Source organism: Saccharothrix espanaensis DSM 44229 (assembly GCF_000328705.1).
Classification (GTDB): Bacteria; Actinomycetota; Actinomycetes; order Mycobacteriales; family Pseudonocardiaceae; genus Actinosynnema; species Actinosynnema espanaense.
Genome location: NC_019673.1, coordinates 3176521 through 3200577, shown reverse-complemented (window position 1 = coordinate 3200577; position 24057 = coordinate 3176521). Strand labels below are relative to the sequence as shown.

The following is a 24057-nucleotide window of genomic DNA, read 5'->3' as shown; positions in this document are numbered from 1 at the left end:
GCCGCTCACTGACCGGGATCCGACAGGAACCGCCCCGAGACTCGGACCAGCCGCACCGCCGGGAGGGGCTCGGGCGTGGGCGGCACACGGGAGGGTTCGATGGATGCTGTCGATGTGGTCGTGGTGGGGCTCGGGTTCACCGGCCTGCCGACCGCCGTCGCCGCGGCACGTGCGGGACTGCGGGTGGTGGGGGTGGACAGTTCGCCAGGCCGGGTCCGCGAGGTCGTCGCGGTCCGGCGAGGGTGCGGTCTGGGCACGGTGTCGGAGGACGCCCTGCGGGCCGTGCTCACCGACGGCCGGCTGGTGGTGCGCGACGCGGCGGCCGGGACACCGGCAGCCGGGGTGCACGTGCTGTGCCTGCCGACGCCGGATGGCCGGCGGGGCGGGGCCGATCTGGGCCCGCTGACCACCGCGTGCCGGGCGGTGGGGCGGGTGCTGCGGCGGGGCGACCTGGTGCTGGTGCAGAGCACCTGCCCGCCGGGCACGGTGGCGCAATCGCTGGTGCCGGCACTGGAGAACAGCGCCGGGCTGCGCGCCGGCGTCGACTTTCACGTGGCGTGCGCGCCGATGCGGATCGACCCCGGCAACGGCTCGCACACGTTCGCCTCGTTGCCGCGGGTGGTCGGCGGCCACACCGCCCGGTGCGCACAGCGGGCGGTCCGGTTCCTGTCCGCCATGACCGACGAGGTCGCAGAGGTGGCCACGACCTGCGCCGCCGAGGTGACCAAGATCTTCGAGAACACGTTCCGGCTGGTCAACATCTCGCTGGTGAACGAACTCGGCGCGGTGTGCCGGGCCTACGGCGTCGACGTGGCCGAGGTGTTGCGGGCGGCGGGCACCAAGCCGTTCGGCTTCCTCCGACACCAGCCCAGCGCGGGCGCGGGCGGGGACTGCGTGCCGGTGTCGGCGCGGTTCTTCGCGGCGGCGGCGCGGCGGAAGGGGATGCTGAGCCCTCTGGTGGACGCGGCGCTCGCGGTGAACGAGGCGATGCCCGCGCACACCGTGCACCGACTGCGCGAGGCGTTGCACACTGTCGGGAGGTCGTTGCGCGGGGCGCGGATCCTCGTGCTCGGGGTCACCTACAAGCCGGACACCCCGAACGTACGGCAGTCCGCCTCGGTCGCCGTGCTGGAGGAGCTGCGCCGGGAGGCAGCCGTCGAGTACCACGACCCGTACGTGCCGGAGTTGCTGTTGTCCGACGGGACCTTGTTGAAGGGCAGGGACTTCCGCGACGTCCGCGAGGCCGACCTGGTGGTCCTGATGACGCCGCACCGGGTCTTCCGCGACCTGCCGGACCTCGGGGTGCCGGTGTACGACTGCTCGTCGGGCGAGCCGTCGGGCAGCGGGTCCGCGATCGAGGCGGCGGCGTGAGCGGGCACTGGATCCGGGGACCGATCGGGCCGGACGCCGACCGGCGGGTCACCGTCCCGGTCCGCCGGACCGTGCTGGTCATGGTGCCGCACCCGGCGGCCGGGATCCGGTTGATCGCGGACGTGGTTCCGCTGCTGCGCAACGATCCCCGCATACAGGTGGTGTTCTCGGTGACCGACACCGGGCAGTGGTGGCAGGGCACGCAAGACCTCGTCCGGCGGCAGGAGGCCGTGGTCGTGCCGTGGCAGCAGGCAGTGAACCACGAGTTCGACCTGGTGCTGGCAGCCGGGTACAACGACATCGACCAGGCGCGCGGGCCGGTGCTGCTGCTGCCGCACGGGGCCGGGCACCTCGCGTCGCGGAAGTTCAGCAGGCACACAGGTCCGCATGGCATGCCGCACGCCGGGCTCAGCCGCGAGTCGCTGACTCGGCGCGGGCGGGTGCTGCCAGCCGCGATCGGGCTCACCCACGACGACGAGCTGGCCGGGCTGCGGTCGTCGTGCCCCGAGGCTGCGCACACCGCCGTAGTGGTGGGCGACCTCTGCCTGGACCGGATGGTCGCGAGCCTGCCGGCCCGGGACCGGTACCGGGCGGCGCTGGGCGTGCCGGCCGGCCGGCGGCTCATCACGGTGAGCTCCACCTGGGCGCCGGACTCGACCTTCGGGCGGCGGTTCGCGCTGTGCCGGTCGCTGCTCGACGAGCTGCCCGACGACCGGGTCGCGCTGGTGCTGCACCCGAACGCGTGGAGCGTCCACGGGCGCTGGCAGATCCGGGCCTGGCTGCACGACTGCATCGAAGCCGGGCTGCTGGTGATCCCGCCGGAGGAGGGGTGGCGGGCGGCCGCGGTGGCCAGCGACCACGTGCTGGGCGACCACGGGTCCACCACCCAGTACGCCGCGGCGGTCGGCACGCCGGTCACCTTGGCGTCGTTCCCGGAGGGCAACGTCCGCCGGGGCAGCCTCGCCGACGCCGTGCGCGGCCGGTTCGCCGAACTCGACCCCGACCGGCCGGTCGCGCCGCAGCTCGTCGCGCGCGGGGACGCCGCGGCCATCGCCGGGTTGGTGTCGTCGCGGCCGGGGCAGGCGGCGTCCGCCCTGCGCGCGGTGATGTACCGCCTGATGGACCTGCCGGAGCCGGACGTCCCGGCGGTCACCGAGCGGGTGCCGGTGCCGGTGCCGCTGCCCCTGCGCCCGGAGCGGGTGTGAGGGTGTGTCTGGTGGTGGACGGCCTGGGTGCGGGGCTGCACCGACTGGTCGTCGCCACCGGTGACGGCCGGGTCGACCAGGTCGTGATCGGCGAGGTGGGTCGGGCCGCGCCCGCCCGGCTCGCGCTGGCCGACGTGCTGGTCGAGTGTGGTCAGCGGTCCAGCGCGGCCAGCCGGGCGCTGATCGTGGCGGCCTTCGGGTTCCCGGTCGGCAGCAGCGCGAGAGCCAGCGCGTAGTGCCGCCGGGCGGTGGGGAGGTCGCCGACACCTTCGGCGGCCTCCCCAAGCGACGCCCGGATCTCGGCCTCGTAGAACGGCGAACCCACTCGGCGGACCACGTCCAGCGCCGACTCCAGGTGGCTCACGGCCCGCGCCGGGCGTCCGCGGCGCAGGTGGAGGCCGCCGGTGGACATCAGGCACCGCGCCTGGCCGACGTGGTCGCCCACGGCCGCCATCGACTCGGCGGCGGCGGCCAGTTCGGCCAGGCCCTCGTCGTCCCGGCCGAGTGCGGCGAGCACCTCCCCGATCCGCCGCCCGCACAGGGCCTCGGCGCGGCGCGGTCCGATGCCGCGCCGGACGTCCCGGGCCCGGGTCAGCCACCGCAGCGCCCGCGGCAGATCGCCCGAGCCCTGGGCCACGCCGCCGAGTTCGGTCAGCGCCACCGCGACGCCTTGCCGGTCGCCGTCCTCCTCCGCGATCTCCAGCGCGCGCACGCCCTCCCGTTCCGCGTCGGCGAAGTACCCCAGTGAGCTGTAGGAGTAGGTGAGCTGCGCGCGCAGCTTCGCCTCCGCGACGCGGTCGCCCAGCCGCACCGCCGCCGGGACGCCCAGCGCGTGCAGGGCGAACCAGTCGTCGGAATGCCTGGCGTGCAGGTAGAACCCCCACATCGCCTCGCAGAACTGCCACACCAGGTCGTCCCAGCCCATCTCGGCGGCGACCCGGCAGGACTCGCGGAGGTTGGCCCGTTCGCCCTCCAGCCAGTTCAGTGCGGCGCGCGGGCCGGACGACGCGACGACGTCACCGTGGTAGCGCGGACCGACCCGGTGCCGGGTGGGCCGCAGCGCCAGGTCCGCGCCGACCAGCCGGTCCAGGTACCACTCGACCACGCGCCGGGACGCCGCGTCGCGCTGCGCAGCGGAGTCCCGGTCCGCGTGCTGGCGCGCGTGCAGCCGCAACAGGTCGTGGAAGCGGAATCGCTCGTCCGCCACCTCGGCCAAGAGGTTCTTCTCCACCAGATCTGCGAGCACGGGTGCCACGTCGCCCGGGGGTTCACCGGCTGCGGCGGCCGCCGCCTCGACGCCGAAGGAGTGGCCGGGGTGCAGTGCGCACAACCGGTAGACCCTTGCGTGCCGTGCGGGGAGGTCCACGTAGGACAGGTCGAACACGGCTTCCACGGAAACGTCGTCGTCAAGCGCCAGCTTGGCCAGCCGCTCGGTCCGCAGCGAGCCGACCTCCCCGGACAGCGTGCGCCTCGGGTGGGTGGACAGCCGCGCGCCCACCACCGACAGCGCGATCGGGAGGCCGCCGCACAGATGGGCGAGTTCCCGGGCCGCGTCGGGCTCCGAGGCGACGCGCCGACCGACGGCGCGTTCGAGCAGCTCCAGTGACGAGTCGACGTCGAAGGACTCCACCTCCACGAACCGGGCCCCGTCCACGGCCAGCCCGCCGAGCCGCCACCGGCTGGTGGCCAACACCGCGCTGCGGGTCGAGGTGGGCAGCAGCGACCGGACCTGGGCGGCCGACACCGCGTTGTCCAGCAGCAACGACAGCGCGCGGTCTGCCGTGAGCGACCGGAACAGGGCCTGTCGTCGAGCCAACCCCGGCGGGACGTCGGCACCTGGCACGCCGAGCGCGAGCAGGAACCACTCCAGGACCTCCTCCGGGACGGCGGGGCCCTCCGGTGCGTGCGCGCCGAGGTCGACGTAGAGCTGGCCGTCCGGGAACTGGGTTCTGGACCCGTGCAGCCAGCGCAGCGCCAGTGACGTCTTGCCGACGCCGCCGGGTCCGCTCACGACGGCGACCAGCGGTTCGGCGGCGGTCAGCCAGTGGTCGAGGTCGGCGAGTTCGCGGTGTCTGCTGGTGAACAGCCTGGGCGGTGGTGGGAGTTGGTAGGGGATGAGGGGTTGGGGTGTGCCGCTGTGGAAGTGCACCTCCCCAACGCTGCCCGCCTGCACCACGGGGCCTTGGGCCGTGCCGGACACCACGTTCTCCCCGCCTCGCCTCACGCGTGACCTCCCCGTTCCACCCCGCGTGATTCGAGTGTCACAGAACGGCATCCGAATCCAACCGCCGCGCGGGTTGTGCCGAGCGGTCGCACCCGAACGAGGCACGCCGGCCGGAAGTTAGGGGGCGGAACCTGGTAACGAACGGGTAACGAACAGGTCGCGGACCGGGAGTGGTACGTATGCCACGGTGTCCGCCGCCCACCGGCGGTCGGGGTTCGAAGCTCATGCGCGTACCTACGACGAGGTGACACATCCATGACGCGAAACCAGGGGCGCCACCGGTTCTCCCGGCGCACCAAGCTCACCGCCGGGCTCGCCGGACTGGCCCTGGCGACCGGCCTGGCGGTCGCGATCTCCACCACCGGCGACCAGGGCACGGCCCAGGCGGACGGGGCCGACAAGTCCCTGTTCGTCGACATCACCAAGCAGGGCCGCAACGTCAAGGCGCCCAGGCCGGAGCGGGACGCGACGACCGGCACGTTCGGCGTGGACTGCGGTCGCAACGAGAACGGTCACTTCAACCCGGACAACTTCATCGCCCAGCCCGGTGTCCGCAACGGCGCGCAGCACCTGCACGACTACGTGGGCAACGTGACCACGGACGCCGACTCGACCGACGAGAGCCTGCTCGAAGGCGACACCACCTGCAAGAACGGCGACAAGTCCACCTACTTCTGGCCCGTGGTGCGGATCGACACCGAGGACGAGGGCGGGGAGCCCGGACAGCCCGCGAACGCCCAGGTCGAGTGCCCGGACGTCAAGCGCAAGCTGCGCGAGGTCCCGCGCCAGGCCAGGGCCGAGGTGGACCGCAACCTCACGGCGCTCAAGGACCAGGTCGCCGAGGCGAACACCAAGCTCAAGTCGATCAACGTGGACGACCCGGGCGCGGTCAACAACCAGGTGCTCAAGCCGTTGCGGGACAAGCGGTCCGCGACCATCAACCGGATCGCCGACGCCATCGACCGGGTCGCGCAACGGCCGCGCGGGCTGCAACGGCTCGCCCCGTGCACGGTGAAGGACGGTGACGCCGAGGACGTGAAGGTGGCCGACGAGCAGCGCGAGGCCGAGCCGGACGCACCGGAGAAGGGCGACGGCAAGAGCGCGAGCGACGAGAACGAACTGCCCGGCAACGAGGGCGACATCCAGCGCCCCGAGGTCGTCGACATCTCCTTCCGGGGCAGCCCGGTCGGCAAGGTCACCGCGATGCCGCAGTTCCTGCGCGTGCTCTACGGCGACGCCAAGGTCTCCACCAACGGCACCAAGAACGCCCGCAACTCCTGGACCTGCACCGGTTTCGAGGACAAGGTGCTGATCAACAAGTACCCGATCTGCCCGCAGGGCAGCAAGGTCAAGCGCGTGCACGACTTCGCGAGCTGCTGGGACGGCAAGAACACCGACAGCGCCAACCACCGCGACCACATCGTCTACCCGGACCAGAACGGGCGCTGCCCCAAGGGTTTCCGGGCCGTGCCGCAGCTCCGGATCAGCCTGACCTACAACATCCCGCGCGACGTGCAGGCCAACGGCCAGTACGCGGTCGACGCGTTCCCCGAGGAGGAGCACAACCCGTTCTCCGACCACGACGACTTCGCGAACGTGATGTCCGACGAGATCATGCAGCGGGTGGTGAACTGCATCAACAGCGGCAAGAAGTGCCGGGAGTGACGGCGGTGGACGCGTTCGCGCCGGTGCGCTGACACTCCGGTGGTCTCCTGGCCCACGGCGGGGTCAGGAGACCACCACACCGGCTTGCCGCAACGACTCCTCGACCCTCAGCCGCTCGATCTCGCGGTCGACGCCCTCCGGGACGACGTCCAGCCGGTGCGTCACGTCGAGCGCTGCACAAGCCTGTGCCAACAGGGCGTCGTACGCCTGCCGCGCCCCCGCACGGCGGGCCTGCGGCGTGCCCGGCTCGACTCGCGCGAGCGCCGCGCGCACCCGCCTCAGGTCCGCTGCCAGGCGTTCGATGGGAAGCCCCTGCGGCGCAGCGGGTTCTCGGCGGAGCCGGCCGACGACGCGGGGGACCCGGAGCGCGGCCCAGTACAGCGCGGACGGCGCGAGGGCGGCGGCCGCGAACAGCGCGAGGTTGCCCCAGGGGGCCATGGCTCCAGTATCACCCCGCTTGCAGGGCCAGGTACAGGTCCACGCGGACGGTGAAGTCCGCCAGGTCCACGCCCAGCAGGTCCTCCACCCGGCCCATCCGGTAGCGCAACGTGTTGACGTGCACGTGCAACTGGCCGGCGGCGGCCGTCCACGAGCCGGAGCGGTCGAGGAACACCCGGAGCGTGCCGACCAGGTCGGTGCCGTGTTCGGCGTCGTAGTCCAGCACCGGCCCGAGCACCCGCCGGCGCAACGAGCCGCGCAGCTCCTCGGGGACGCCCGCGAGCAGGAGCTGGTGCAGCGCGATCTCCTCCCCCGCCACCACGCACGTGCGCCCGGCCCGCCGCTCGCCCAACCGACGCGCGTGCGCCGCTTCCTCCGCCGCACCGCGCAGACCGGTCGCGGCGACCGGCGACGAGATGCCCACCAGCACCCGCGTACCGCCCAGACCGGGTTCGACGGCCCGCAACGCGGCCCGCACCGGCTCGGCCCAGCCCACCGGCGGAGACCCACCGGCCAGCGACCCACCGGCCGGCGAAGATCCGTCCGCCGCCGACGAAACGCCCATCGCCGTGGGGGCGATCGCCGCCGAGGGCGCGACCGCGTACACCTCGCCGTCGACCGCGCCGACCAGGGCGTGCGGGGTCACGGGGGCCAGCACCTCGGCGACCAGTGCCGCCAGCGCGTCCACCCGGCCGTCCGAGGCGGAGGCGACGAGGACCCGCAGCGCCGTGTCGGCGTCCCAGCCGACGGCGGCGGTGCGGGCGGTGAGGTCACCGGTGCCGCTGAGCAGCTCGCGCAGCAGGGGGCCGGCGGCGCGGTTCTCGATCCGCCTGCCCTGTACGACCCGGGCCCGCTCGACGCCGACCAGGCTGGCCAGCTCGGCCGCGACCTCGTCGTGCGCCCGGTCGCCCTCGACGGCCAGGATCCAGGTGGCCAGCCGCGACCCGCCGCGCTCGGCCACGGGGAGCAGGGTGGTGCGGCGGGCGACCTTGGGCAGCCGGTCGGCCTGGAGGAATTCCCGGACCAGCGCGGCGGCGTCGGACGGGACGGCACCGGACGGGCCGGCACCGGGCAGGGCGGCGCCGGACGGGGCAGCACCGGGCAGGGCTGGGCCGGGCAGGGCTGGGCCGGCCACGACGTGGCCGGTGGTGGACAGCACCCGGCAGGCCGCGCCCAGTTCGGCGGAGCCGGCGGCGAGCAGTTCGTCCAGGCCGCCGCCGCCGGCGACCACGGTCAGCAGCCGCCGGTGCCGGCCGAGCTGCGCGCCCGCGTCGCCGACCCGCTCGGCGGCCAGTTCCAGCACGACCCGCTCGGTGATCAGCGCGAACGACAGGTCGACCGGCACCTCCAGCAGCGGGATCCGGTGTCGCCGGCACGCCTCGACCAGGGCCTCGGGCAGCTTGCCGACGACCGGCGTGCTGGCCGCGAGCCCGGCCGCGCCACCTTCCGCGAGCGCCGCCGCGAACGTCTCGCAGTCGGCCGCCGAGCGGTACCACAGCAGCCCGGACACGACCAGCTCACCGCCGGCCAGGTAGCGCGCCGGGTTGGGCAGCTCGGTGCCGTAGAGCCTGGTCACGGGCCGGTCCAGCCACTGCTCGCCGACGGTGAGGCGCAGCCGCAGCTCGGGCATCCGCAGCAGATCGCGAACCAGCACAGCGCACCTCCTCGACGTCGTCCGGGCGGTCCACCTTCGTCCGATCGTGTTTGTAGGAAAGCACAAATCCACTCGCCGGAGGAGCCTGGGATTCATGCGCCGCAGCCGTAGCCGAACAGCCGGCCCGCTCTGTGTACTGGCTCACACACCGAGGGAGGACGAGTGACGATCAGCACCCACGTGCTCGACGCCGCGCGGGGTCGGCCCGCCGCCGGCCTGCGGGTCCGCCTGGAGCACGGCGGCGCGACCGTCGCGCGGGACGTCACCGGGCCGGACGGCCGGATCACCGGCTGGCCGTCCGACGCCGCCGGGGTCTACCGGCTGGTGTTCGACACCGGGGAGGTGGCCCCGTTCTTCCCGGAGGTGGTGCTGACCTTCCGGGTCACCGACCCCGGCGAGCACCACCACGTGCCGCTGCTGCTGTCCCCGTTCGCGTACTCCACCTACCGAGGTAGCTGATGGACTTCCTTCGACCCGACACCCTCGCCGAGGCGGTGGCGCTCAAGGCCGAGCGGCCGGCTGCCGTGCCGATCGCGGGCGGCACGGACGTGATGGTGGAGCTGAACTTCGACCACCGACGCCCGGACGCGCTGCTGGACCTGACCCGGATCGCCGAGCTGCGCGAGTGGTCGGTGGCCGACGGCGTGGTGCGGATCGGCGCGGGCGTGCCGTACACCCGGATCATCACCGAGCTGGGCGACCGCCTGCCGGGCCTGGCGATGGCGTCGCGCACGGTCGGCTCGCCGCAGATCCGCAACCGCGGCACGGTCGGCGGCAACCTGGGCGCGGCCTCACCCGCCGGTGACACCCACCCGGTGCTGCTGACCTCGGACGCCGTGGTCGAGGTGGTGTCCGCCCGGGGCCGGCGGCTGATCCCGGCCACCGGCTTCTACCTCGGCGTGAAGCGCAGCGCGCTGGAACCGGACGAGCTGATCGCGGCCGTCCACCTGCCCGAGACCGGAGCCCCGCAGCAGTTCGCCAAGGTGGGCACGCGCAACGCGATGGTGATCGCGGTGTGCTCCTTCGCGGTCGCCCTGCACCCCGGTCAGGGCCTGGTCAGGGCGGCCGTGGGCAGTTCCGCGCCGACGCCGCGCCGGGCCGCCGAGGCCGAGGAGTTCCTCTCCGGCGAGCTGACCGCCACCGACCAGTGGGAATCGCCCAGACCGCTGCTCGACTCGGTCAAACGGCGGTTCGGGGAGCTGGCGGCACGGGCCGCGAGCCCGATCGACGACGTGCGCGGGTCCGCCGCGTACCGCAGGCACGCCCTGGCCGTGCTGGCCCGCCGCACGCTGGGCTGGGCGTGGCAGGACTACACCGGGAAGGTCGCCTGAAGCCATGCGCGTGAACGTGACGGTCAACGGGGAGCAGCGCCGGGCCGACGACGTCTGGGAGGGCGAGAGCCTGCTGTTCGTGCTGCGCGAGCGGCTGGGCCTGCCCGGCTCCAAGAACGCCTGCGAGCAGGGCGAGTGCGGCTCGTGCACGGTCTACCTCGACGGCGTGCCGGTGTGCTCCTGCCTGGTCGCCGCGGGCCAGGCGCAGGACCGCGAGGTGCGCACGGTCGAGGGCCTCGCACCGGCCGGCGGGCTCGACCCGGTGCAGGAGGCGTTCGTCGAGGCGGGCGCGGTGCAGTGCGGGTTCTGCACGCCCGGCCTGGTGGTCGCGGCGCACGACCTGGTCGAGCGGGTGCCCGAGCCGAGCGACCCGGAGATCCGGGAGGCGCTGGCCGGGAACCTGTGCCGCTGCACCGGTTACGAGAAGATCCTGGACGCGGTGCGGCTCGCGGCGCGGAAGGCGCGGCGGTGACCCCCACCGTCCTCGACGGCGTCGCGGTGTCCACGATGGACGAAGCCGGCACCGAGCACGCGTTCGGCCACGTGGTGTTCGAGCACGGCCGGATCACCGCCGTCGGCCCCGGCCAGGCCCCCCGGCCGACCGGTCCGCACACCTGGGTCGACGGCAGCGGCTGCCTGGTCACGCCCGGCCTGGTCAACACCCACCACCACCTCTACCAGTGGGCGACCCGCGGCCTGGCCCAGGACGCCACCCTGTTCGAGTGGCTGACCACGCTGTACCCGGTGTGGCGCGGCCTGGACGCGGAGATCACGCACGCCGCCGCGTCGGCGGGCCTGGCGCGGCTGGCCACCACCGGCTGCACGACCGCCGCCGACCACCACTACGTCTTCCCGCGGGCCGGCGGCGACCAGTTCGAGGCGCTGGTGGGCGCGGGCCGCCGGATCGGCCTCCGGCTGCACGCCGTGCGCGGCTCGATGGACCGGGGCCGCTCGCACGGCGGGCTGCCGCCGGACGACCTCGTCGAGGACACCGACACCGCGCTGGTCGCGACGGAGAAGGCGATCGACGCGCACCACGACCCGTCGCCGGACTCGGTCCTGCGGGTCGCGGTCGGGCCGTGCTCGCCGTTCTCGGTCAGCCCCGAGCTGATGTCCGGCGCGGCGGAACTGGCCCGGCGCAAGGGCGTCCGGCTGCACACCCACCTCGCCGAGACGCTCGACGAGGAGGACCAGTGCCAGGCCGAGCACGGCTGCTCGCCGACCGAGTACGCCGAGCGCACCGGCTGGCTGGGCGAGGACGTCTGGCTCGCGCACACCGTGCACCTGAGCCAGGACGCGGTGCGCAAGCTCGGCGCGACCGGCACCGGCTCGGCGCACTGCCCCACGTCCAACGGCCGGCTGGGCACCGGCACCGCCCCGGTCCGCGACCTGCTCGACGCGGGCGCGCCGGTCGGGCTGGGCGTGGACGGCGCGGCGTCCAACGAGTCCGGCGGCCTGGTCGAGGAGCTGCGCCAGGCGCTGCTCCAGGCCCGGCAGCGCGGCGGGCCGCGCGCGCTGGACGTCCGGCGCGCGCTGTGGCTGGGCACCATGGGCGGGGCGCGGTGCCTGGGCCGGGCGGCCGAGATCGGCTCGGTCGAGCCGGGCAAGCTCGCCGACCTGGCCGTGTGGCGGCTGGACGGCCTGGCGCACGCCGGCATCGACGACCCGGTGGCCGCGCTGGTGCTCGGGCCGACGCCGGAGCTGAAGCTGCTGCTGGTCGGCGGCCGGACCGTGGTGGCGGACGGCGAGTTGCGCACCGCGGCCGACGCCGAACTGGCCCGCGAGCTGCGGGCCGCGAGCACCCGACTGAAGGAGGCGGCCCGATGAGCCTGACCCCGGCCGAACTCACCTCGTCCGTGTCCGGCGGTGTCGGCACGAGCCCGCAGCGCCCGGACGGCAACCTCAAGGTGCGCGGCGAGTACGCCTACGCCTCGGACCTGTGGCACGAGGACATGATCTGGGGCGCGACCCTGCGCAGCCCGCACCCGCACGCGCGGATCCTCTCCGTCGACCTGACCGAGGCGCTCAAGGTGCCCGGCGTGTACGCGGTGCTGACCCACCAGGACGTGCCGGGGCGCAACCTGTACGGCCTGGAGCACAAGGACCAGCCCGTGCTCGCCGTGGACCTCGTGCGCTACCAGGGGGAACCGGTCGCGCTGGTCGGCGCGGACCACCCGGAGACCGCGCTGCGGGCCATGAAGCGCATCAAGGTCGAGTACGACGTGCTGACGCCCGTGGTGGACATGGAGACCGCGCAGGACGACACCCCGCTGCACCCCGGCGGGAACCTGGTGCGGCACGTGCCGATCCGGCGCGGCGACACCTCCGCGACGGCCGAGGTCGTGGTCACCGGCCGGTACGAGGTCGGTATGCAGGACCAGGCGTTCCTCGGGCCGGAGTCGGGGTTGGCGGTACCCGCCGAGGACGGCGGCGTCGACCTCTACATCGCCACCCAGTGGCTGCACGTCGACCAGGCGCAGGTGGCGTCCGCGCTGGGGCTGCCGCTGGAGAAGGTGCGGCTGACGCTGTCCGGTGTCGGCGGGGCGTTCGGCGGGCGCGAGGACCTGTCGATGCAGGTGCACGCGTGCCTGCTCGCGGTGCACACCGGCAAGCCCACCAAGATGGTCTACAACCGCGAGGAGTCGTTCTACGGCCACGTGCACCGGCACCCGGCCGTGCTGTACTACGAGCACGGCGCGGACCGCACCGGGAAGCTGGTGTACGTCAAGGCGAAGATCTACCTCGACGGCGGCGCGTACGCGTCCAGCACACCCGCCGTGGTGGCGAACGCGGCCACGCTCGGCGTCGGCCCGTACGACGTGGACAACGTGTCGATCGACGCGTGGGGCGTCTACACGAACAACCCGCCGTGCGGCGCGATGCGCGGGTTCGGCGCGGTGCAGGCGGCTTTCGCCTACGAGTCCCAAATGGACAGACTGGCCGAGGCGCTGGGCATGGACCCGGTGGACGTGCGGGTCGTGAACGCGATGGCCGAGGGTTCGGTGCTGCCGACCGGGCAGGTGGTCGACTCGGCCGCGCCGGTCGCGCAGTTGCTGAAACTGGTCAAGGACAAGCCTTTGCCGCCGGCACCGGCCGCGCTGGACCTGCGGGACATGCCCGGCGGCGTCTCCAACACCACGCACGGCGAAGGCGTGGTGCGCGGGGTCGGGTACGCGGTGGGGATCAAGAACGTCTGCTTCTCCGAGGGCTACGACGACTACTCCACGGCCCGCGTCCGGCTCCAGGTCATCAACGGCGAGCCCGCCGCGCTCGCCCACACCGCGGCGTGCGAGGTCGGCCAGGGGCTGGTGACGATCATGCAGCAGATCGTGCGCACCGAACTGGGCGTGGAGCGGGTGACGATCCTGCCCATGGACACCAGCATCGGCAACGGCGGCTCGACGTCGGCGTCCCGCCAGACCTACGTGACCGGCGGCGCGGTGAAGGCCGCGTGCGCGGCGGTGCGCGCCGAGCTGGCGAAGCTGGCCGGCGGGAGGGACACCTCCGACCTGGTGGCGGTGCTCGGCGACGAGGTCATCGACGAGACCGTGGAGTGGCGGCACCGGGCGACCCAGCCGATCGACCCGGAGACCGGCCAGGGCGACGCGCACGTCCAGTACGGCTTCGCCGCGCACCGCGCGGTGGTCGACGTGGACGTGGAGCTGGGCCTGGTCAAGGTGGTCGGGCTGGACTGCGCGCAGGACGTCGGCAAGGCGCTCAACCCGCAGGCCGTGCTCGGTCAGATCCAGGGCGGCTCGGCGCAGGGGCTCGGCCTGGCGGTGATGGAGGAGATCCAGACCACCGGCGGCGAGGTGCGCAACCCGTCGTTCACCGACTACCTGATCCCGACCGTGCTGGACATGCCGCCGATGAGCATCGACGTGCTGGAACTGGCCGACCCGCACGCCCCGTACGGTGTGCGCGGCGTCGGCGAGCCGCCCACCATCTCGTCCACCCCGGCGATCGTGGCGGCCATCCGCGCCGCCACCGGCCTCGCCCTGACCCGCGTGCCGGTCCGGCCCGAGCACATCACCGGCACCTGACCCGGCCCCGCCGGAGGAGCAGACCCAGAGGCGCAGCCCCAGAGGAGCAACCGAAGATGACCACGTCCGGGTCCCCCGACCACACCTGGCTGCGCGAGTCGATCGAGCTGGCCACCCGCAACGTCGCCGCCGGCGGCGGCCCGTTCGGCGCGGTGATCGTCCGGGCCGGCCAGGTGATCGCCACCGGCACCAACCAGGTCACCACCACGCTCGACCCGACCGCGCACGCCGAGGTGGTCGCGATCCGGGCGGCCTGCCGGGCGGTCGGCGACTTCAAGCTGCCCGGGTGCGTGCTGGTGTCGTCCTGCGAGCCGTGCCCGCTGTGCCTGTCCGCCGCGCTGTGGGCGCGGGTGGACCGCGTCGTCTACGCCGCCGACCGGCACGACGCCGCGTCGGCCGGGTTCGACGACCGCGAGTTCTACGAGCTGTTCGGCAAGCCCCGCGACCAGTGGAGCCTGCCCGTGCACCAGATCTCCACCGGTGCCGACAACGCGCCGTTCACGGCGTGGCTCTCCCGGGCCGACCGGGTCGACTACTAGTCGCGCGGGACGGGCGGCGGCGACCGGCGGATGACGGTCATCGTGGGGATGTTCGTACTCTGCTTCGAGGTCGAGGGCGTCACCGCGGTCCTGCGCTAGGGAGGTGTTCGGTGCGCGATCTGGCGTCCGCGGTGGCGGACTGGAACGGGCCGTACGCGGTGGCGTCGGTCGTGGCCGTGCGGGGCAGCGCGCCCCGCGAGGTCGGTGCGGCGTTGGCCGTGCACCCGGACGGGCGCGTGGTGGGCAGCGTGTCCGGCGGGTGCGTCGAGGGCGCGGTGTACGAGCTGGCGCTGTCCGTGCTGGCCGACGGGCGGCCGCAGCGCGCCCGGTTCGGGTATTCGGCGCAGGACGCGTTCGCGGTCGGCTTGACGTGTGGCGGTGAGCTGGAGGTGTTCGTCCAGGTCGTGACGCCGGAGATCCGGGCGGCGCTGCGGGCGGCGGCGCGTGGCCGTCCCGTGGTGTTGAGCCGGGACCTCGCGACGGGAACGTGCTCGATCTCGCTGCCGGAGCACGCGGTTTCCCGCTCGTCCATTGTGGGTGGTGTGTTCGTGGAGGCGTGGGGTGCGGCACCGCGGATGCTGGTGTTCGGCGCGATCGACTTCGCGGCGGCGCTGGCCCAGCAGGGCAAGTTCCTCGGCTACCACGTCACGGTGTGCGACGCGCGGCCCGTCTTCGCCACCCCGCAACGGTTCCCGGCCGCCGACGAGGTCGTGGTCGACTGGCCGCACCGGTACCTGGCGGCGACCCGCACCGACCCGTCCACGGCGGTGTGCGTGTTGACCCACGACCCGAAGTTCGACATCCCGCTGCTGGCCGAGGCACTGCGCCGGCCGCTGGGTTTCGTCGGCGCGCTGGGATCCCGGCGCACCCATCTGGAGCGCCTGGCCCGGCTGCGCGAGGAAGGCTTGTCGGACACCGAGATCGCCCGCCTGCGGTCACCGATCGGCCTGGACCTCGGCGCGCGCACACCCGAGGAGACGGCGGTGTCCATCGTCGCCGAACTGATCGCCGCGCGGCGCGGCGGCGCCGGCCTGCCGCTGTCGGCCACCGACACCCCGATCCACAAGGAGGACCCCCCTGGCGCTGATCTTCCTCAACGGCGGCGGGATGCGTGGCGGCCCGTTGCGCCAACAACTCCAGGGAACACGCCGGCTGTGTGTGGCGCGTAGCGCGTCGCAGTACTGCTACTTCTCCGCCGGCGACAGGGGGTCAGCCGGCCGCACGGGCTCGTGCCGCGGACCAGGTCGGTGGGGCTCGGCTCGTCGTGCTCCGGGCCCGCTTCGTACACCGGGCGCACGGTGTCGTCGGTGGACAGCTCCGTCCAGACCGGTTCGGGCCCGGCGCGTTCGGCCACGTACGTGTCGCCCTGCTCGTCCGGGATCGCGTAGTCCGACCGGCGCGGCTCCTTCGACACGCAGGACGCGATCGCCGCTGCGTGGTCCACCTCGTCCGGCAGCTCCGCGCCGGACGGCGTCGTGCAGCGCCAGCACCAGATCCGGCTGGACAACGGACTCGATCACGACGTGGAGGGTACGTCACACGCCGCCCAGCAAGCCCCGTTCGTACGCCTCGGCCACCGCCGACGCTCGGTCCTTCACGCCGAGTTTCGCGTAGACGTGCACCAGGTGCGTCTTCACGGTGGCCTCGCTGATGAACAGCCGCACCGCCGCCTCCCGGTTCGTGCAGCCGCGCGCGATCAGGCCGAGCACCTCGACCTCCCGCTCGCTCAACGGTTCCGCGGTCGGCGCCCGCACCTGCCCGACCAGCCTGGTGGCCACCGACGGCGACAGCACCGCCTCGCCGCGCGCAGCCGACCGCACCGCCCGGAACAGCTCCTCGCGCGGCGTGTCCTTGAGCAGGTACCCGGTCGCGCCGGCCTTGATCGCGGGCAGCACGTCGCTGTCGGTGTCGTAGGTGGTGAGCACCAGCACCCGCGCCGGGAAGTCGCGCAGCCGGCCGATCGCGGTCACCCCGTCCACGCCCGGCATCCGCAGGTCCATCAGCACGACGTCCGGGTTCTTGGCCCGCACCACGGCTTCGGCCTCCGCGCCGTCCGCCGCCTCGCCCACCACGTCCACGTCGCCGGCCGCGGCGAGCATCCCGCGCAGCCCGTCGCGCACCACCGGGTGGTCGTCCACGATCACCACCCGGATCACCGGGCCACCTCTGCCGGGATCGCGGGCACCGACGCCGACACCGCGGTGCCCGCACCGGGTTCCGACTCGACGGCGAGCGCCCCGGCCAGCCGGGACACCCGCTGGCGCATCCCGACCAGACCGTAGCCCTCGGTCTCGCGGCCGGGGTCGAACCCGGTGCCGTCGTCGCGCACGTCGAGCGTCACCACGTCCTCCATGTAGGACAACGTGAGCCCGACCCGTGACGCGGACGCGTGCTTGGCCACGTTGGACAGTGCTTCCTGCGCGGTGCGCAACAGGGCCACCTCCACCTCGGGGTGCAACGGGCGGGCCGCGCCGGTCGTGGCGACCGAGGCGGGCACGCCGGTCTGGTCGGTCCAGCCCGACGCGACCTCGACCAGCGCGTCCGGCAGGTTGGCGTCCTCCAGCGCGGGTGGGCGCAGCGCGTGCACCGAGCGGCGGGCCTCGGCGAGGTTCTCCCGGGCCAGCCGCAGCGCCGTGTCCACCCGCCGGGACGGCTCGTCCACGGCCTGGAGCTGGGTGATGATGCCGGTGAACCCCTGGGCGAGGGTGTCGTGGATCTCTCCCGCCAGCCGCTGCCGCTCGTCCAGCACGCCCGCTTCCCGCGCCTGGATGAGCAGTTGGGCGTGCAGGCCCGCGTTCTCCTCCATCATCGCGGCCATCTCGGCCACCATCTCCTTGCGCCGCCGGGACTGCTCGGCGGTGATGAACCCCAGCGTCGTGAACGTCATCGCGACCATCACGATGAAGAACGTGATCACGACGTAGGTGAAGATCGCCAGTGGTTCGGTGGACGGGAAACCGCCGTAGAGCGAGGCGGAGGCGATCAGCGCGTTGATCAGCACCCCGACGAACTTCATGCGGCCGTGCAGGCAGTCGATCGCGTACACGTACCCGGCGAAGGAGTAGAACCCGAAGATCGGGTCGTCGAGGCCCAGCACCGCGTAGAAGACCAGGACACCCAGGAAGAACACGACCATCAGCCCGGACCGCGCGCGCCAGGCGGGGTGCAACGTGTGCCACCACAGCATCCACGCGACCGCGCCCGCGACGATCGAGAGCGTGACCAGGCGCTGCTCCGGCGGATCGGGCACCAGGACCAGGTACATCAGGGTGGGCAGCAGCAGGGCGAGGTACGGGATGAGGTTCGCCAGGACGCCGAGCCGGCGTTCCCACACGTCGAGCTTGTCTGCCACCACGACCCCTACTCCCAGCGGAACGACTTCGCCGCGACGGTACCCGCCACCAGCGTGATCAGGGCGAGGATGCCCAGGTGCACGAGGCTCGGCGCGGTGCCCAGCCACGCGGCCTGCAACGCGCCCACGCCCGGCGGCAGGTGCTCGCCGACGCGGACCAGGAAGTCCGGCATCAGGAACCTCGGCAGGTAGGCCCCGCCGAAGAACATCACCAGCATGAACACCACCGTCGCCCAGCCGCCGGCCGAGGCCGCGCCCGGTGCCCAGGCGGCGACCAGCAGGCCGAGCGCGGACAGCGACAGCATCCCGAGCAGGCAGGCGGCCAGGAACCCCAGCGGGCTGTGCGGCAGGTCGATGTCGAACACGGCCTTGCCCACCACCAGCACCAGCCCGATCGACACCACGCCCGCGATGAGGTTCACCGCGACCTGCGCGACGAGCAGGCGGCTCGGGTGCACCGGGGTGGTGGAGAACCGGCGCAGCACGCCCTTCTCCCGGTAGGAGGCGACCGCGGTGGGCAGCCGGTTGAGACCCAGGAACGCGAGCGCGATCACGACGAGCGTGGGCCCGTAGGCGTCGACGAACCGGAGGTCGTCGAACTTGGGGTCGGGCGTGCGCAGCGCCGGGATCGCGCCCAGCACCAGCATCAGCACGGTCGGGAAGAAGACCGAGAACGCCACCATGGCGGGCTCGCGCAGGAACAGCTTCCACTCGGTCGAGATGATCTTCGTCATGGCGGTCACTCCGAAAGGGCTTTGCCGGTGAGTCGGATGAAGGCGTCGTCCAGGCCGGCCTGCTCGATCCGCAGGTCGGCGGCGACGACCTGGTTGCGCGCCAGCACGGACGTGACGGCGTGCAGCAGGTTGCCGGTGCCGGTGACCACGACCTGCGAGCCGTGCCGCTGGACCGAGGAGACCTCGGGCAGCACGTCGAACAGCTCGGTGCCGATCGGCGTGGTCGGCCGGAACCGCACGGTCTGCTCCCCGCCCAGCCGGGCCACCAGCCCGGCCGGGCTGTCCACCGCGACGAGCTTCCCGGCGTCGATCAGCGCGAGCCGGTCGCACAACCGCTCGGCCTCCTCCATGAAGTGGGTGACCAGCACGACGGTCACCCCGGAGTCGCGGACCCGTTCGACCAGGCTCCAGGTGTCCCGCCGGGCCTGCGGGTCCAGTCCCGTGGTCAGCTCGTCCAGCACCGCGATCCTGGGCCGGCCGACCAGGGCGAGCGCGATGGAGACGCGCTGCTTCTGACCGCCGGACAGCTTGCGGTACTGGGTGTCGACCCGGTCGGCGATGCCGAGCAGGCCGAGCAGCTCGCGCCAGTCGGCGGGCTCGCGGTAGAACGACGCGTAGAGCTCCAGCGCCTCGCCCACCCGGATCCGCTCGGGCAGCTCGCTCTGCTGCAACTGCGCCCCGAGGATCTCCCTGACCTTCGCCCGGTCCCGCCGCGGGTCGAGCCCGCCGACCCGGATCGTCCCGGAATCCGCCGCGCGCAACCCCTCGACGCACTCGACGGTCGTCGTCTTGCCCGCCCCGTTCGGGCCGAGGATGCCGAAGATCTCCCCCTCGTCGACGGTGAACGACACCCCGCCCACCGCGACCTTCTCGTCGTAGGACTTGACGAGGTCGACCACCTCGATGATTGCCATGCCCCCAGCCTCACCGGATCCCGCGGCCGGTGGATCACACGGCGAGCCACACCCCGGATCAACCGATCGGTTGACCGGCGCTCAACCGCCGATCAGGCGATCAGGCGATCACGGCGAGCTGGACGGGGATCCTGTAGGTGGTGAGCGAGGTCCACGCCGAGACCAGCGCCGACCGGGCGAAGGTGAACAGCCCGTCCACCGTGAGCGGGCGGTCGGCGCGGTGGATCGCGAACACCACGCTGCCGGGACGGCCGGCCAGACCCGCGGCCCGCTCCTCGTCCTGCTCGGCCACCAGCTCGCGAAACTTCTCCCACGTCGCGGGATCGGTGAAGCTCTCGGCGGCGACCAGCCCTTGGGCGAACAGGTGGCTCAGCGGACTGGACCCGGTGGCCGGCGGCGGGGCGGACGCCCACGGTGGCGGGCTGTCGAATGCCCTGCGCACCACCCGGTCGACATGGCGCAGGTATTCGTCGCCGAGCGCGAATCACTCCCGTCGAGCAGGATGTGCCGCGTCCCTTCCAGGTCGACCTCGGCCGCTATCCACTGCAACGCGGACATGCCGTCGCTCCGGCTCTCGTCGTTCTCGTAGTAGCCGTCGATGTGTCCGGCCCGAAGCGCACGCAGGCGTTCCTCCGCCGGGATCGGCCTGAGAACATCGCCGATCGTGTCGAGCATGAGTTCCGAGGTGTCGACAGCCGTCGCGTTGAGCGAACCGCGGTAGCGGTGCACGTCGGGGCCCTCGAAGTACTTGGCCGGGTAGGAGATGCCGATCTCGCCGCAAGCGACGTCGGCGTCGGCGTCGGCGAGCAGGTGTGCCACAGCGCGCTCCAAGTCGTCGCGCCGGGGGTCGCACGCGGGTACGCGACGGACCCACTGGAGCGGTTCGAGCGCCGGTACCACCGGGAATTCGGCCAGTACCCGGTTGATCTCACGGAGGTCCGCGACCAGGCCCGCGCCTTCCACACCGAGCGGGAGCCTGAGGCCGTCGCGGCACTCCAGGCCCGGCCCGGGGTTGGGCCGGTGCGACTTGGGGCGCAGGTGGGTGAGGCTCACCGCCAGGTCGGCGCGTGCCTTGGCGACGAGTTCCTTCACCAACTCGGCGTGCTCTCGCAGCCCGAACGCCCACAGACCCTGCCCACCGGGCACGATGTTGCGGTCGACCCGCGCCTTCGATCTCAACGCCCACCGGGTCAACTGCCGGATCGCGTCGTCGTCCACGACCCGCACCGCGAAATCGATGCCGAACGACCGGTCCACCCGGGTGTCCGCCGACCAGGTGCAGTGGTCGGCGTCCGAACAACCGGTCGAGCGTTACGACGGGCCGTTCAGGCCGTGCAGGGTCTGTTCCAGCAACGCCCGCAGGACGTTCTCGCTCTGCTCCACGTCGCCCGGCCGCACGGTGCGCGCCGCGGCCTCCACCGAACCGTGGACGAGCAGGGCGCGCAGACCCGGCTGGGGCACGCGGGCTTCGACCAGCACACCCACCAGCGGGGCCAGGAGCTTCTCGTGCTCGGCGCGGATCTGGCGGCGGCTGGCTTCCGGGAGGGCGTGCGCCGAGAGGGCCACCACCGCGCCGTGGCTGCCGTCCACGATGATCTCCAGCACGGTCCGCAGGTAGGCCTCCAGCTTCGCGGCCACCCCCTCGACCGCGTGCACCGCCGCCGCCAGGCGACGGGCCTGATCAGGCAGTTCGTCGGTCACGATGGCCGCGACCAGCTCCTCGCGGGACCGGAAGTACTCGTAGAGCGACGGCCGGGACAGACCCACCCGGCGGGCCAGCGCGGCCAGCGTCAGGGCGTCCGGGCCTTCCTCGGCCACGATCGCGCGACCCGCGGCGAGCAGATCGCGCAGCCGGTTCGCGCGGTGTTGCGCGACGGTCTCGGCGCTGATCCTCGGCACTCGTCAGATAGTAGCCCCTTGCTTTCCCGACGCCGCGTTGGAATAGTTCCCTACGTAGCGTCGGGAACCTGGAGGGTGCCGCATGTTCGTCGCGACCAACCGTTTGTTCGTGCCCGAGGACCGGGCCGAGGAGTTCGAGGCGCACTTCCGCGACAACATGCGCACCTACCTGCCGGGCGTCCCCGGCCTGCGCCGCAGCACGCTGCTGCGCCCCACCCGCCCGGACCAGCCCTACGTCTCGGTGAACGAGTTCGACACCGAGGAGGACTTCACGGCGTGGGTCCGCTCCGACTCGTTCAAGGAAGCGCACAAGCGCAACGCGGGCATCGCCCGGCACGTCACCGGCAACGCCGTGGAGACGTTCCAGCCCACCGAGGACCTCGTGCTGATCGCGTCCTGACGGCCTACGGGAGCGAGATCGCCTTCATCCGGGCGATCTCGTCCGACTGGGACGCGACCACGTCGTTGGCCATCTCCTCGACCCGCACGTCCGACCCCGAGGACAGCAGGTCGACGGCCATCGTCAGCGCACCTTCGTGGTGCGCGATCATCAGTCGCAGGAACAGCCGGTCGAAGTCGGTGCCGCTCGCGGCTTTCAGCGCCGCCAGCTGCTCGTCGGTCGCCATGCCGGGCATGGACCCGTGGTCGACCTCCGGCAGGCTCCCGTTGTGGCCGTGCGCCGGGGCGTTCTCGGCGAACTGCCGCCGCCACTGCTCCATCGCGCCGATCTCCGGCCCCTGGGTGTCGTGAATGCGCGACGCCAGGCCCTTCACCGTCTCATTTCGCGCCCGTTCCGGCGCGAGCGCCGACATCTCCAATGCCTGCCGGTGGTGCACGATCATGCTCGCCACGTACTTAAGGTCCGCCTCGCCCGGCGCCACCCAGCGGTCGGTCCCGACATCACCGGGCGCCATCGTCTCGGCCTGTTCACCGGGCCCCTTGGGCACGATGACCGGCGGAGCTTCCTCCGACTGCGGCGTGCAGGCGGCAAGAAAGGCGACGACGACCGCGACGAACAAGATCCGCATACGTTCCCCCTCGGCTCCGCCGCCACCGTACCCGGCCGTCCCACCAGCCGGAATAGGCACCTTACCGACGAATGGGCCTGGTGGTTAGCCTCGCAAAAGGGCAATACTGCGGTCTCTGCTACAGGTTTGGAAGGGGAGACCTGAAGTGACTGCACGCGATTCTGCGCGACGGCGGAGAACCGTCGCGGCCGTGGGGGCGTTCGCACTCGCGCTCTCGACCCTGACCTGGGGACCGCAGGCGGTGGCGGAACCCGGCGCGGACGCCGACCTGGCCGGGCTGTCGGAAGCCCAGCTCGTCGCACCCGAACAACCGGGCACGGGCATTCCGGGTGTGGACGAGATCCGCAACAGCCGCAACGTGAAGCACCTCGCGAACCTGCCGAAGCCGGCACCGTTCACCGAGACCTCGACGTGGTCGGACCTGGCTTTCCAGGACGGGTACGCGTTCGACGGGAACTACGACGGGTTCGTCGTCTACGACATCCGCAACCCGCACAAGCCCAAGATCGCGAGCACGGTGCTCTGCCCCGGCTCGCAGAACGACATCTCGGTGCGCGGCAACCTGCTCTTCCTGTCCACCGACTCGTCCCGCAGCGACAACTCCTGCTCCAGCACGCCGCTGCCGGCCACGAACAAGGACGCCTGGGAAGGCATCAAGATCTTCGACATCAGCGACAAGCGCAACCCGCGCTACGTCGCCGCCGTCGAGACCAAGTGCGGGTCCCACACCCACACGCTGGTGCCGGACAAGCGGGGCAAGGACGTCTACGTCTACGTCTCGTCCTACGCCCCGAACGCCACGTTCCCGGACTGCCAGCCGCCGCACGACCTGATCTCGATCGTCAAGGTGCCGCTGAAGAACCCGGCCGGGGCGGCCCTGCTGTCGGAGACCGTGATGTTCCCGGACGGCGGCAACCCCGGCAAGCCGGGCACCGTGCCGGCCGGCTACGTCACCGCGACCTCGGGCTGCCACGACATCACCGTGTACCCGTCCAAGGACCTCGCGGCGGGCGCGTGCATGGGTGACGGCGTCCTGTGGGACATCTCCGACCGGGAGAAGCCCCGCGAGATCAACCGCGTGCAGGACGACAAGAACTTCGCGTTCTGGCACTCGGCGACGTTCAACAACGCCGGCAACAAGGTCGTGTTCACCGACGAGCTCGGTGGCGGCGGCGCGGCGACGTGCAACGAGACCATCGGCAAGACCCGCGGCGCGGACGGCATCTACGACATCACCGGTCGTGGGGACAACCGCAAGCTGGAGTTCCGCTCGTACTACAAGATCTCCCGGACCCAGACCGACACCGAGAACTGCGTGGCGCACAACGGTTCGCTGATCCCCGTGCAGGGGCGCGACATCATGGTGCAGGCGTGGTACCAGGGCGGCATCTCGATCTGGGACTTCACCGACTCCCGCAACCCCAAGGAGATCGGCTGGTTCGAGCGCGGCCCGCTGCCCAACGGCAAGGGCGGCGGCGCGTGGTCGTCGTACTACTACAACGGCTACATCTACTCGTCGGACATGGCGAAGGGCTTCGACGTCCTGGACATCCGGGACCCGCGCGTGCTCACCGCCAAGTTCATCCGCGTGGGTGAGCTGAACGTGCAGACGCAGGGCTCCTACCGCGAGCTGTTCCCGCGGTAGTCCGCACGGCGTGCC

At 72.6% G+C, this 24057-nt stretch carries 24 protein-coding genes; 13 read left to right on the top strand and 11 right to left on the bottom strand.

Annotated elements, in window-relative coordinates; genetic code table 11:
* The first annotated feature begins 99 nt into the window (after nt 1-99).
* From BN6_RS14620 to BN6_RS45625, 3 genes are read left to right on the top strand one after another with little or no spacing between them, the layout of a single operon-like run.
* Complete coding sequence (locus tag BN6_RS14620) at nt 100-1371, top strand: nucleotide sugar dehydrogenase (RefSeq protein ID WP_015100429.1); 1272 nt, start codon at nt 100-102, stop codon at nt 1369-1371.
* Nucleotides 1368-2576, top strand: coding sequence for a hypothetical protein (locus BN6_RS14615; protein WP_015100428.1), 1209 nt, complete (start codon nt 1368-1370; stop codon nt 2574-2576). The genes BN6_RS14620 and BN6_RS14615 overlap by 4 nt, the downstream gene beginning before the upstream one ends.
* Nucleotides 2573-2812, top strand: coding sequence for a hypothetical protein (locus tag BN6_RS45625; RefSeq protein ID WP_015100427.1), 240 nt, complete (start codon nt 2573-2575; stop codon nt 2810-2812). The genes BN6_RS14615 and BN6_RS45625 overlap by 4 nt, the downstream gene beginning before the upstream one ends.
* On the opposite strand, the gene BN6_RS14610 is transcribed toward BN6_RS45625, so the two are convergent.
* On the bottom strand, nt 2728-4800 hold the full coding sequence (locus BN6_RS14610; RefSeq protein WP_015100426.1) for a tetratricopeptide repeat protein: 2073 nt from the start codon (nt 4798-4800) through the stop codon (nt 2728-2730). The two genes, BN6_RS45625 and BN6_RS14610, sit on opposite strands and share 85 nt — an antisense overlap.
* A 255-nt stretch (nt 4801-5055) precedes the next feature.
* Between BN6_RS14610 and BN6_RS14605 the strand changes: the two genes are divergently transcribed.
* Entirely contained in the window at nt 5056-6465 is a 1410-nt protein-coding gene (locus BN6_RS14605) for a DUF1996 domain-containing protein (protein WP_015100425.1), read from the top strand.
* A 63-nt stretch (nt 6466-6528) separates the two neighbouring features.
* Here BN6_RS14605 and BN6_RS14600 read toward each other — a convergent pair whose 3' ends face one another.
* Together BN6_RS14600 and BN6_RS14595 are read right to left on the bottom strand one after the other, a co-directional pair.
* The gene (locus BN6_RS14600; protein WP_015100424.1) at nt 6529-6903 is read right to left on the bottom strand and encodes a hypothetical protein; all 375 of its coding nucleotides are present in this window, start codon (nt 6901-6903) and stop codon (nt 6529-6531) included.
* Nucleotides 6904-6913: 10 nt separating this feature from the next.
* Nucleotides 6914-8557: a PucR family transcriptional regulator gene (locus BN6_RS14595; RefSeq protein ID WP_015100423.1), complete on the bottom strand. Its 1644-nt coding sequence runs from the start codon at nt 8555-8557 to the stop codon at nt 6914-6916.
* 162 nt (nt 8558-8719) lie between these two features.
* Here BN6_RS14595 and uraH point away from each other — a divergent pair, with 162 nt between their 5' ends.
* The 7 genes from uraH (at nt 8720) to BN6_RS14560 (ending at nt 15639) form a co-directional block, all read left to right on the top strand.
* The gene (gene uraH / locus BN6_RS14590; protein ID WP_015100422.1) at nt 8720-9016 is read left to right on the top strand and encodes a hydroxyisourate hydrolase; all 297 of its coding nucleotides are present in this window, start codon (nt 8720-8722) and stop codon (nt 9014-9016) included.
* Nucleotides 9016-9888: an FAD binding domain-containing protein gene (locus BN6_RS14585; RefSeq protein WP_015100421.1), complete on the top strand. Its 873-nt coding sequence runs from the start codon at nt 9016-9018 to the stop codon at nt 9886-9888. Before uraH ends, BN6_RS14585 begins: the two co-directional genes overlap by 1 nt.
* 4 nt (nt 9889-9892) lie before the next feature.
* Entirely contained in the window at nt 9893-10360 is a 468-nt protein-coding gene (locus BN6_RS14580; protein ID WP_015100420.1) for a (2Fe-2S)-binding protein, read from the top strand.
* Nucleotides 10357-11715, top strand: a complete 1359-nt coding sequence (locus BN6_RS14575; protein ID WP_041312803.1) for an 8-oxoguanine deaminase — start codon at nt 10357-10359, stop codon at nt 11713-11715. Before BN6_RS14580 ends, BN6_RS14575 begins: the two co-directional genes overlap by 4 nt.
* Nucleotides 11712-13931, top strand: coding sequence for a molybdopterin cofactor-binding domain-containing protein (locus BN6_RS14570; protein ID WP_015100418.1), 2220 nt, complete (start codon nt 11712-11714; stop codon nt 13929-13931). The genes BN6_RS14575 and BN6_RS14570 overlap by 4 nt, the downstream gene beginning before the upstream one ends.
* A gap of 56 nt (nt 13932-13987) precedes the next feature.
* Complete coding sequence (locus BN6_RS14565; protein WP_015100417.1) at nt 13988-14470, top strand: nucleoside deaminase; 483 nt, start codon at nt 13988-13990, stop codon at nt 14468-14470.
* Between the two features lie 110 nt (nt 14471-14580).
* A complete protein-coding gene (locus tag BN6_RS14560) occupies nt 14581-15639 on the top strand; it encodes an XdhC family protein (protein WP_015100416.1) in 1059 nt (352 codons plus the stop codon).
* Between the two features lie 366 nt (nt 15640-16005).
* On the opposite strand, the gene BN6_RS14555 is transcribed toward BN6_RS14560, so the two are convergent.
* The 7 genes from BN6_RS14555 to BN6_RS14525 form a co-directional block, all read right to left on the bottom strand.
* Complete coding sequence (locus tag BN6_RS14555) at nt 16006-16626, bottom strand: response regulator (protein WP_015100414.1); 621 nt, start codon at nt 16624-16626, stop codon at nt 16006-16008.
* Nucleotides 16623-17825 carry a sensor histidine kinase gene (locus tag BN6_RS14550; protein ID WP_015100413.1) on the bottom strand — a complete coding sequence of 401 codons (1203 nt, stop codon included), beginning with the start codon at nt 17823-17825 and terminating at the stop codon, nt 16623-16625. Before BN6_RS14550 ends, BN6_RS14555 begins: the two co-directional genes overlap by 4 nt.
* Nucleotides 17826-17830: 5 nt before the next feature.
* Nucleotides 17831-18556 carry an ABC transporter permease gene (locus tag BN6_RS14545; RefSeq protein ID WP_041312801.1) on the bottom strand — a complete coding sequence of 242 codons (726 nt, stop codon included), beginning with the start codon at nt 18554-18556 and terminating at the stop codon, nt 17831-17833.
* Between the two features lie 5 nt (nt 18557-18561).
* Nucleotides 18562-19470: an ABC transporter ATP-binding protein gene (locus tag BN6_RS14540; protein ID WP_015100411.1), complete on the bottom strand. Its 909-nt coding sequence runs from the start codon at nt 19468-19470 to the stop codon at nt 18562-18564.
* 100 nt (nt 19471-19570) lie between these two features.
* Entirely contained in the window at nt 19571-19912 is a 342-nt protein-coding gene (locus BN6_RS14535; protein ID WP_015100410.1) for a DUF6119 family protein, read from the bottom strand.
* Nucleotides 19840-20727: a DUF6119 family protein gene (locus tag BN6_RS14530; protein ID WP_015100409.1), complete on the bottom strand. Its 888-nt coding sequence runs from the start codon at nt 20725-20727 to the stop codon at nt 19840-19842. Before BN6_RS14530 ends, BN6_RS14535 begins: the two co-directional genes overlap by 73 nt.
* A 54-nt stretch (nt 20728-20781) precedes the next feature.
* Nucleotides 20782-21369 carry a TetR/AcrR family transcriptional regulator gene (locus BN6_RS14525; protein WP_015100408.1) on the bottom strand — a complete coding sequence of 196 codons (588 nt, stop codon included), beginning with the start codon at nt 21367-21369 and terminating at the stop codon, nt 20782-20784.
* Nucleotides 21370-21451: 82 nt separating this feature from the next.
* Here BN6_RS14525 and BN6_RS14520 point away from each other — a divergent pair, with 82 nt between their 5' ends.
* Nucleotides 21452-21769: an antibiotic biosynthesis monooxygenase family protein gene (locus tag BN6_RS14520; protein WP_015100407.1), complete on the top strand. Its 318-nt coding sequence runs from the start codon at nt 21452-21454 to the stop codon at nt 21767-21769.
* Nucleotides 21770-21773: 4 nt separating this feature from the next.
* Here BN6_RS14520 and BN6_RS14515 read toward each other — a convergent pair whose 3' ends face one another.
* Complete coding sequence (locus BN6_RS14515) at nt 21774-22397, bottom strand: DUF305 domain-containing protein (protein WP_015100406.1); 624 nt, start codon at nt 22395-22397, stop codon at nt 21774-21776.
* A gap of 190 nt (nt 22398-22587) precedes the next feature.
* Between BN6_RS14515 and BN6_RS14510 the strand changes: the two genes are divergently transcribed.
* Nucleotides 22588-24042, top strand: a complete 1455-nt coding sequence (locus BN6_RS14510; protein ID WP_148302877.1) for an LVIVD repeat-containing protein — start codon at nt 22588-22590, stop codon at nt 24040-24042.
* Nucleotides 24043-24057 lie beyond the last annotated feature (15 nt).

Excerpts from the sequence above, each read along its gene's own strand:
- BN6_RS14620 (WP_015100429.1), top strand. The coding sequence starts at position 100 with ATGGATGCTGTCGATGTGGTCGTGGTGGGGCTCGGGTTCACCGGCCTG.
- BN6_RS14605 (WP_015100425.1), top strand. The coding sequence starts at position 5,056 with ATGACGCGAAACCAGGGGCGCCACCGGTTCTCCCGGCGCACCAAGCTC.
- BN6_RS14600 (WP_015100424.1), bottom strand. The coding sequence starts at position 6,903 with ATGGCCCCCTGGGGCAACCTCGCGCTGTTCGCGGCCGCCGCCCTCGCG.
- BN6_RS14585 (WP_015100421.1), top strand. The coding sequence starts at position 9,016 with ATGGACTTCCTTCGACCCGACACCCTCGCCGAGGCGGTGGCGCTCAAG.
- BN6_RS14580 (WP_015100420.1), top strand. The coding sequence starts at position 9,893 with ATGCGCGTGAACGTGACGGTCAACGGGGAGCAGCGCCGGGCCGACGAC.
- BN6_RS14570 (WP_015100418.1), top strand. The coding sequence starts at position 11,712 with ATGAGCCTGACCCCGGCCGAACTCACCTCGTCCGTGTCCGGCGGTGTC.
- BN6_RS14565 (WP_015100417.1), top strand. The coding sequence starts at position 13,988 with ATGACCACGTCCGGGTCCCCCGACCACACCTGGCTGCGCGAGTCGATC.
- BN6_RS14545 (WP_041312801.1), bottom strand. The coding sequence starts at position 18,556 with ATGACGAAGATCATCTCGACCGAGTGGAAGCTGTTCCTGCGCGAGCCC.
- BN6_RS14540 (WP_015100411.1), bottom strand. The coding sequence starts at position 19,470 with ATGGCAATCATCGAGGTGGTCGACCTCGTCAAGTCCTACGACGAGAAG.
- BN6_RS14520 (WP_015100407.1), top strand. The coding sequence starts at position 21,452 with ATGTTCGTCGCGACCAACCGTTTGTTCGTGCCCGAGGACCGGGCCGAG.
- BN6_RS14515 (WP_015100406.1), bottom strand. The coding sequence starts at position 22,397 with ATGCGGATCTTGTTCGTCGCGGTCGTCGTCGCCTTTCTTGCCGCCTGC.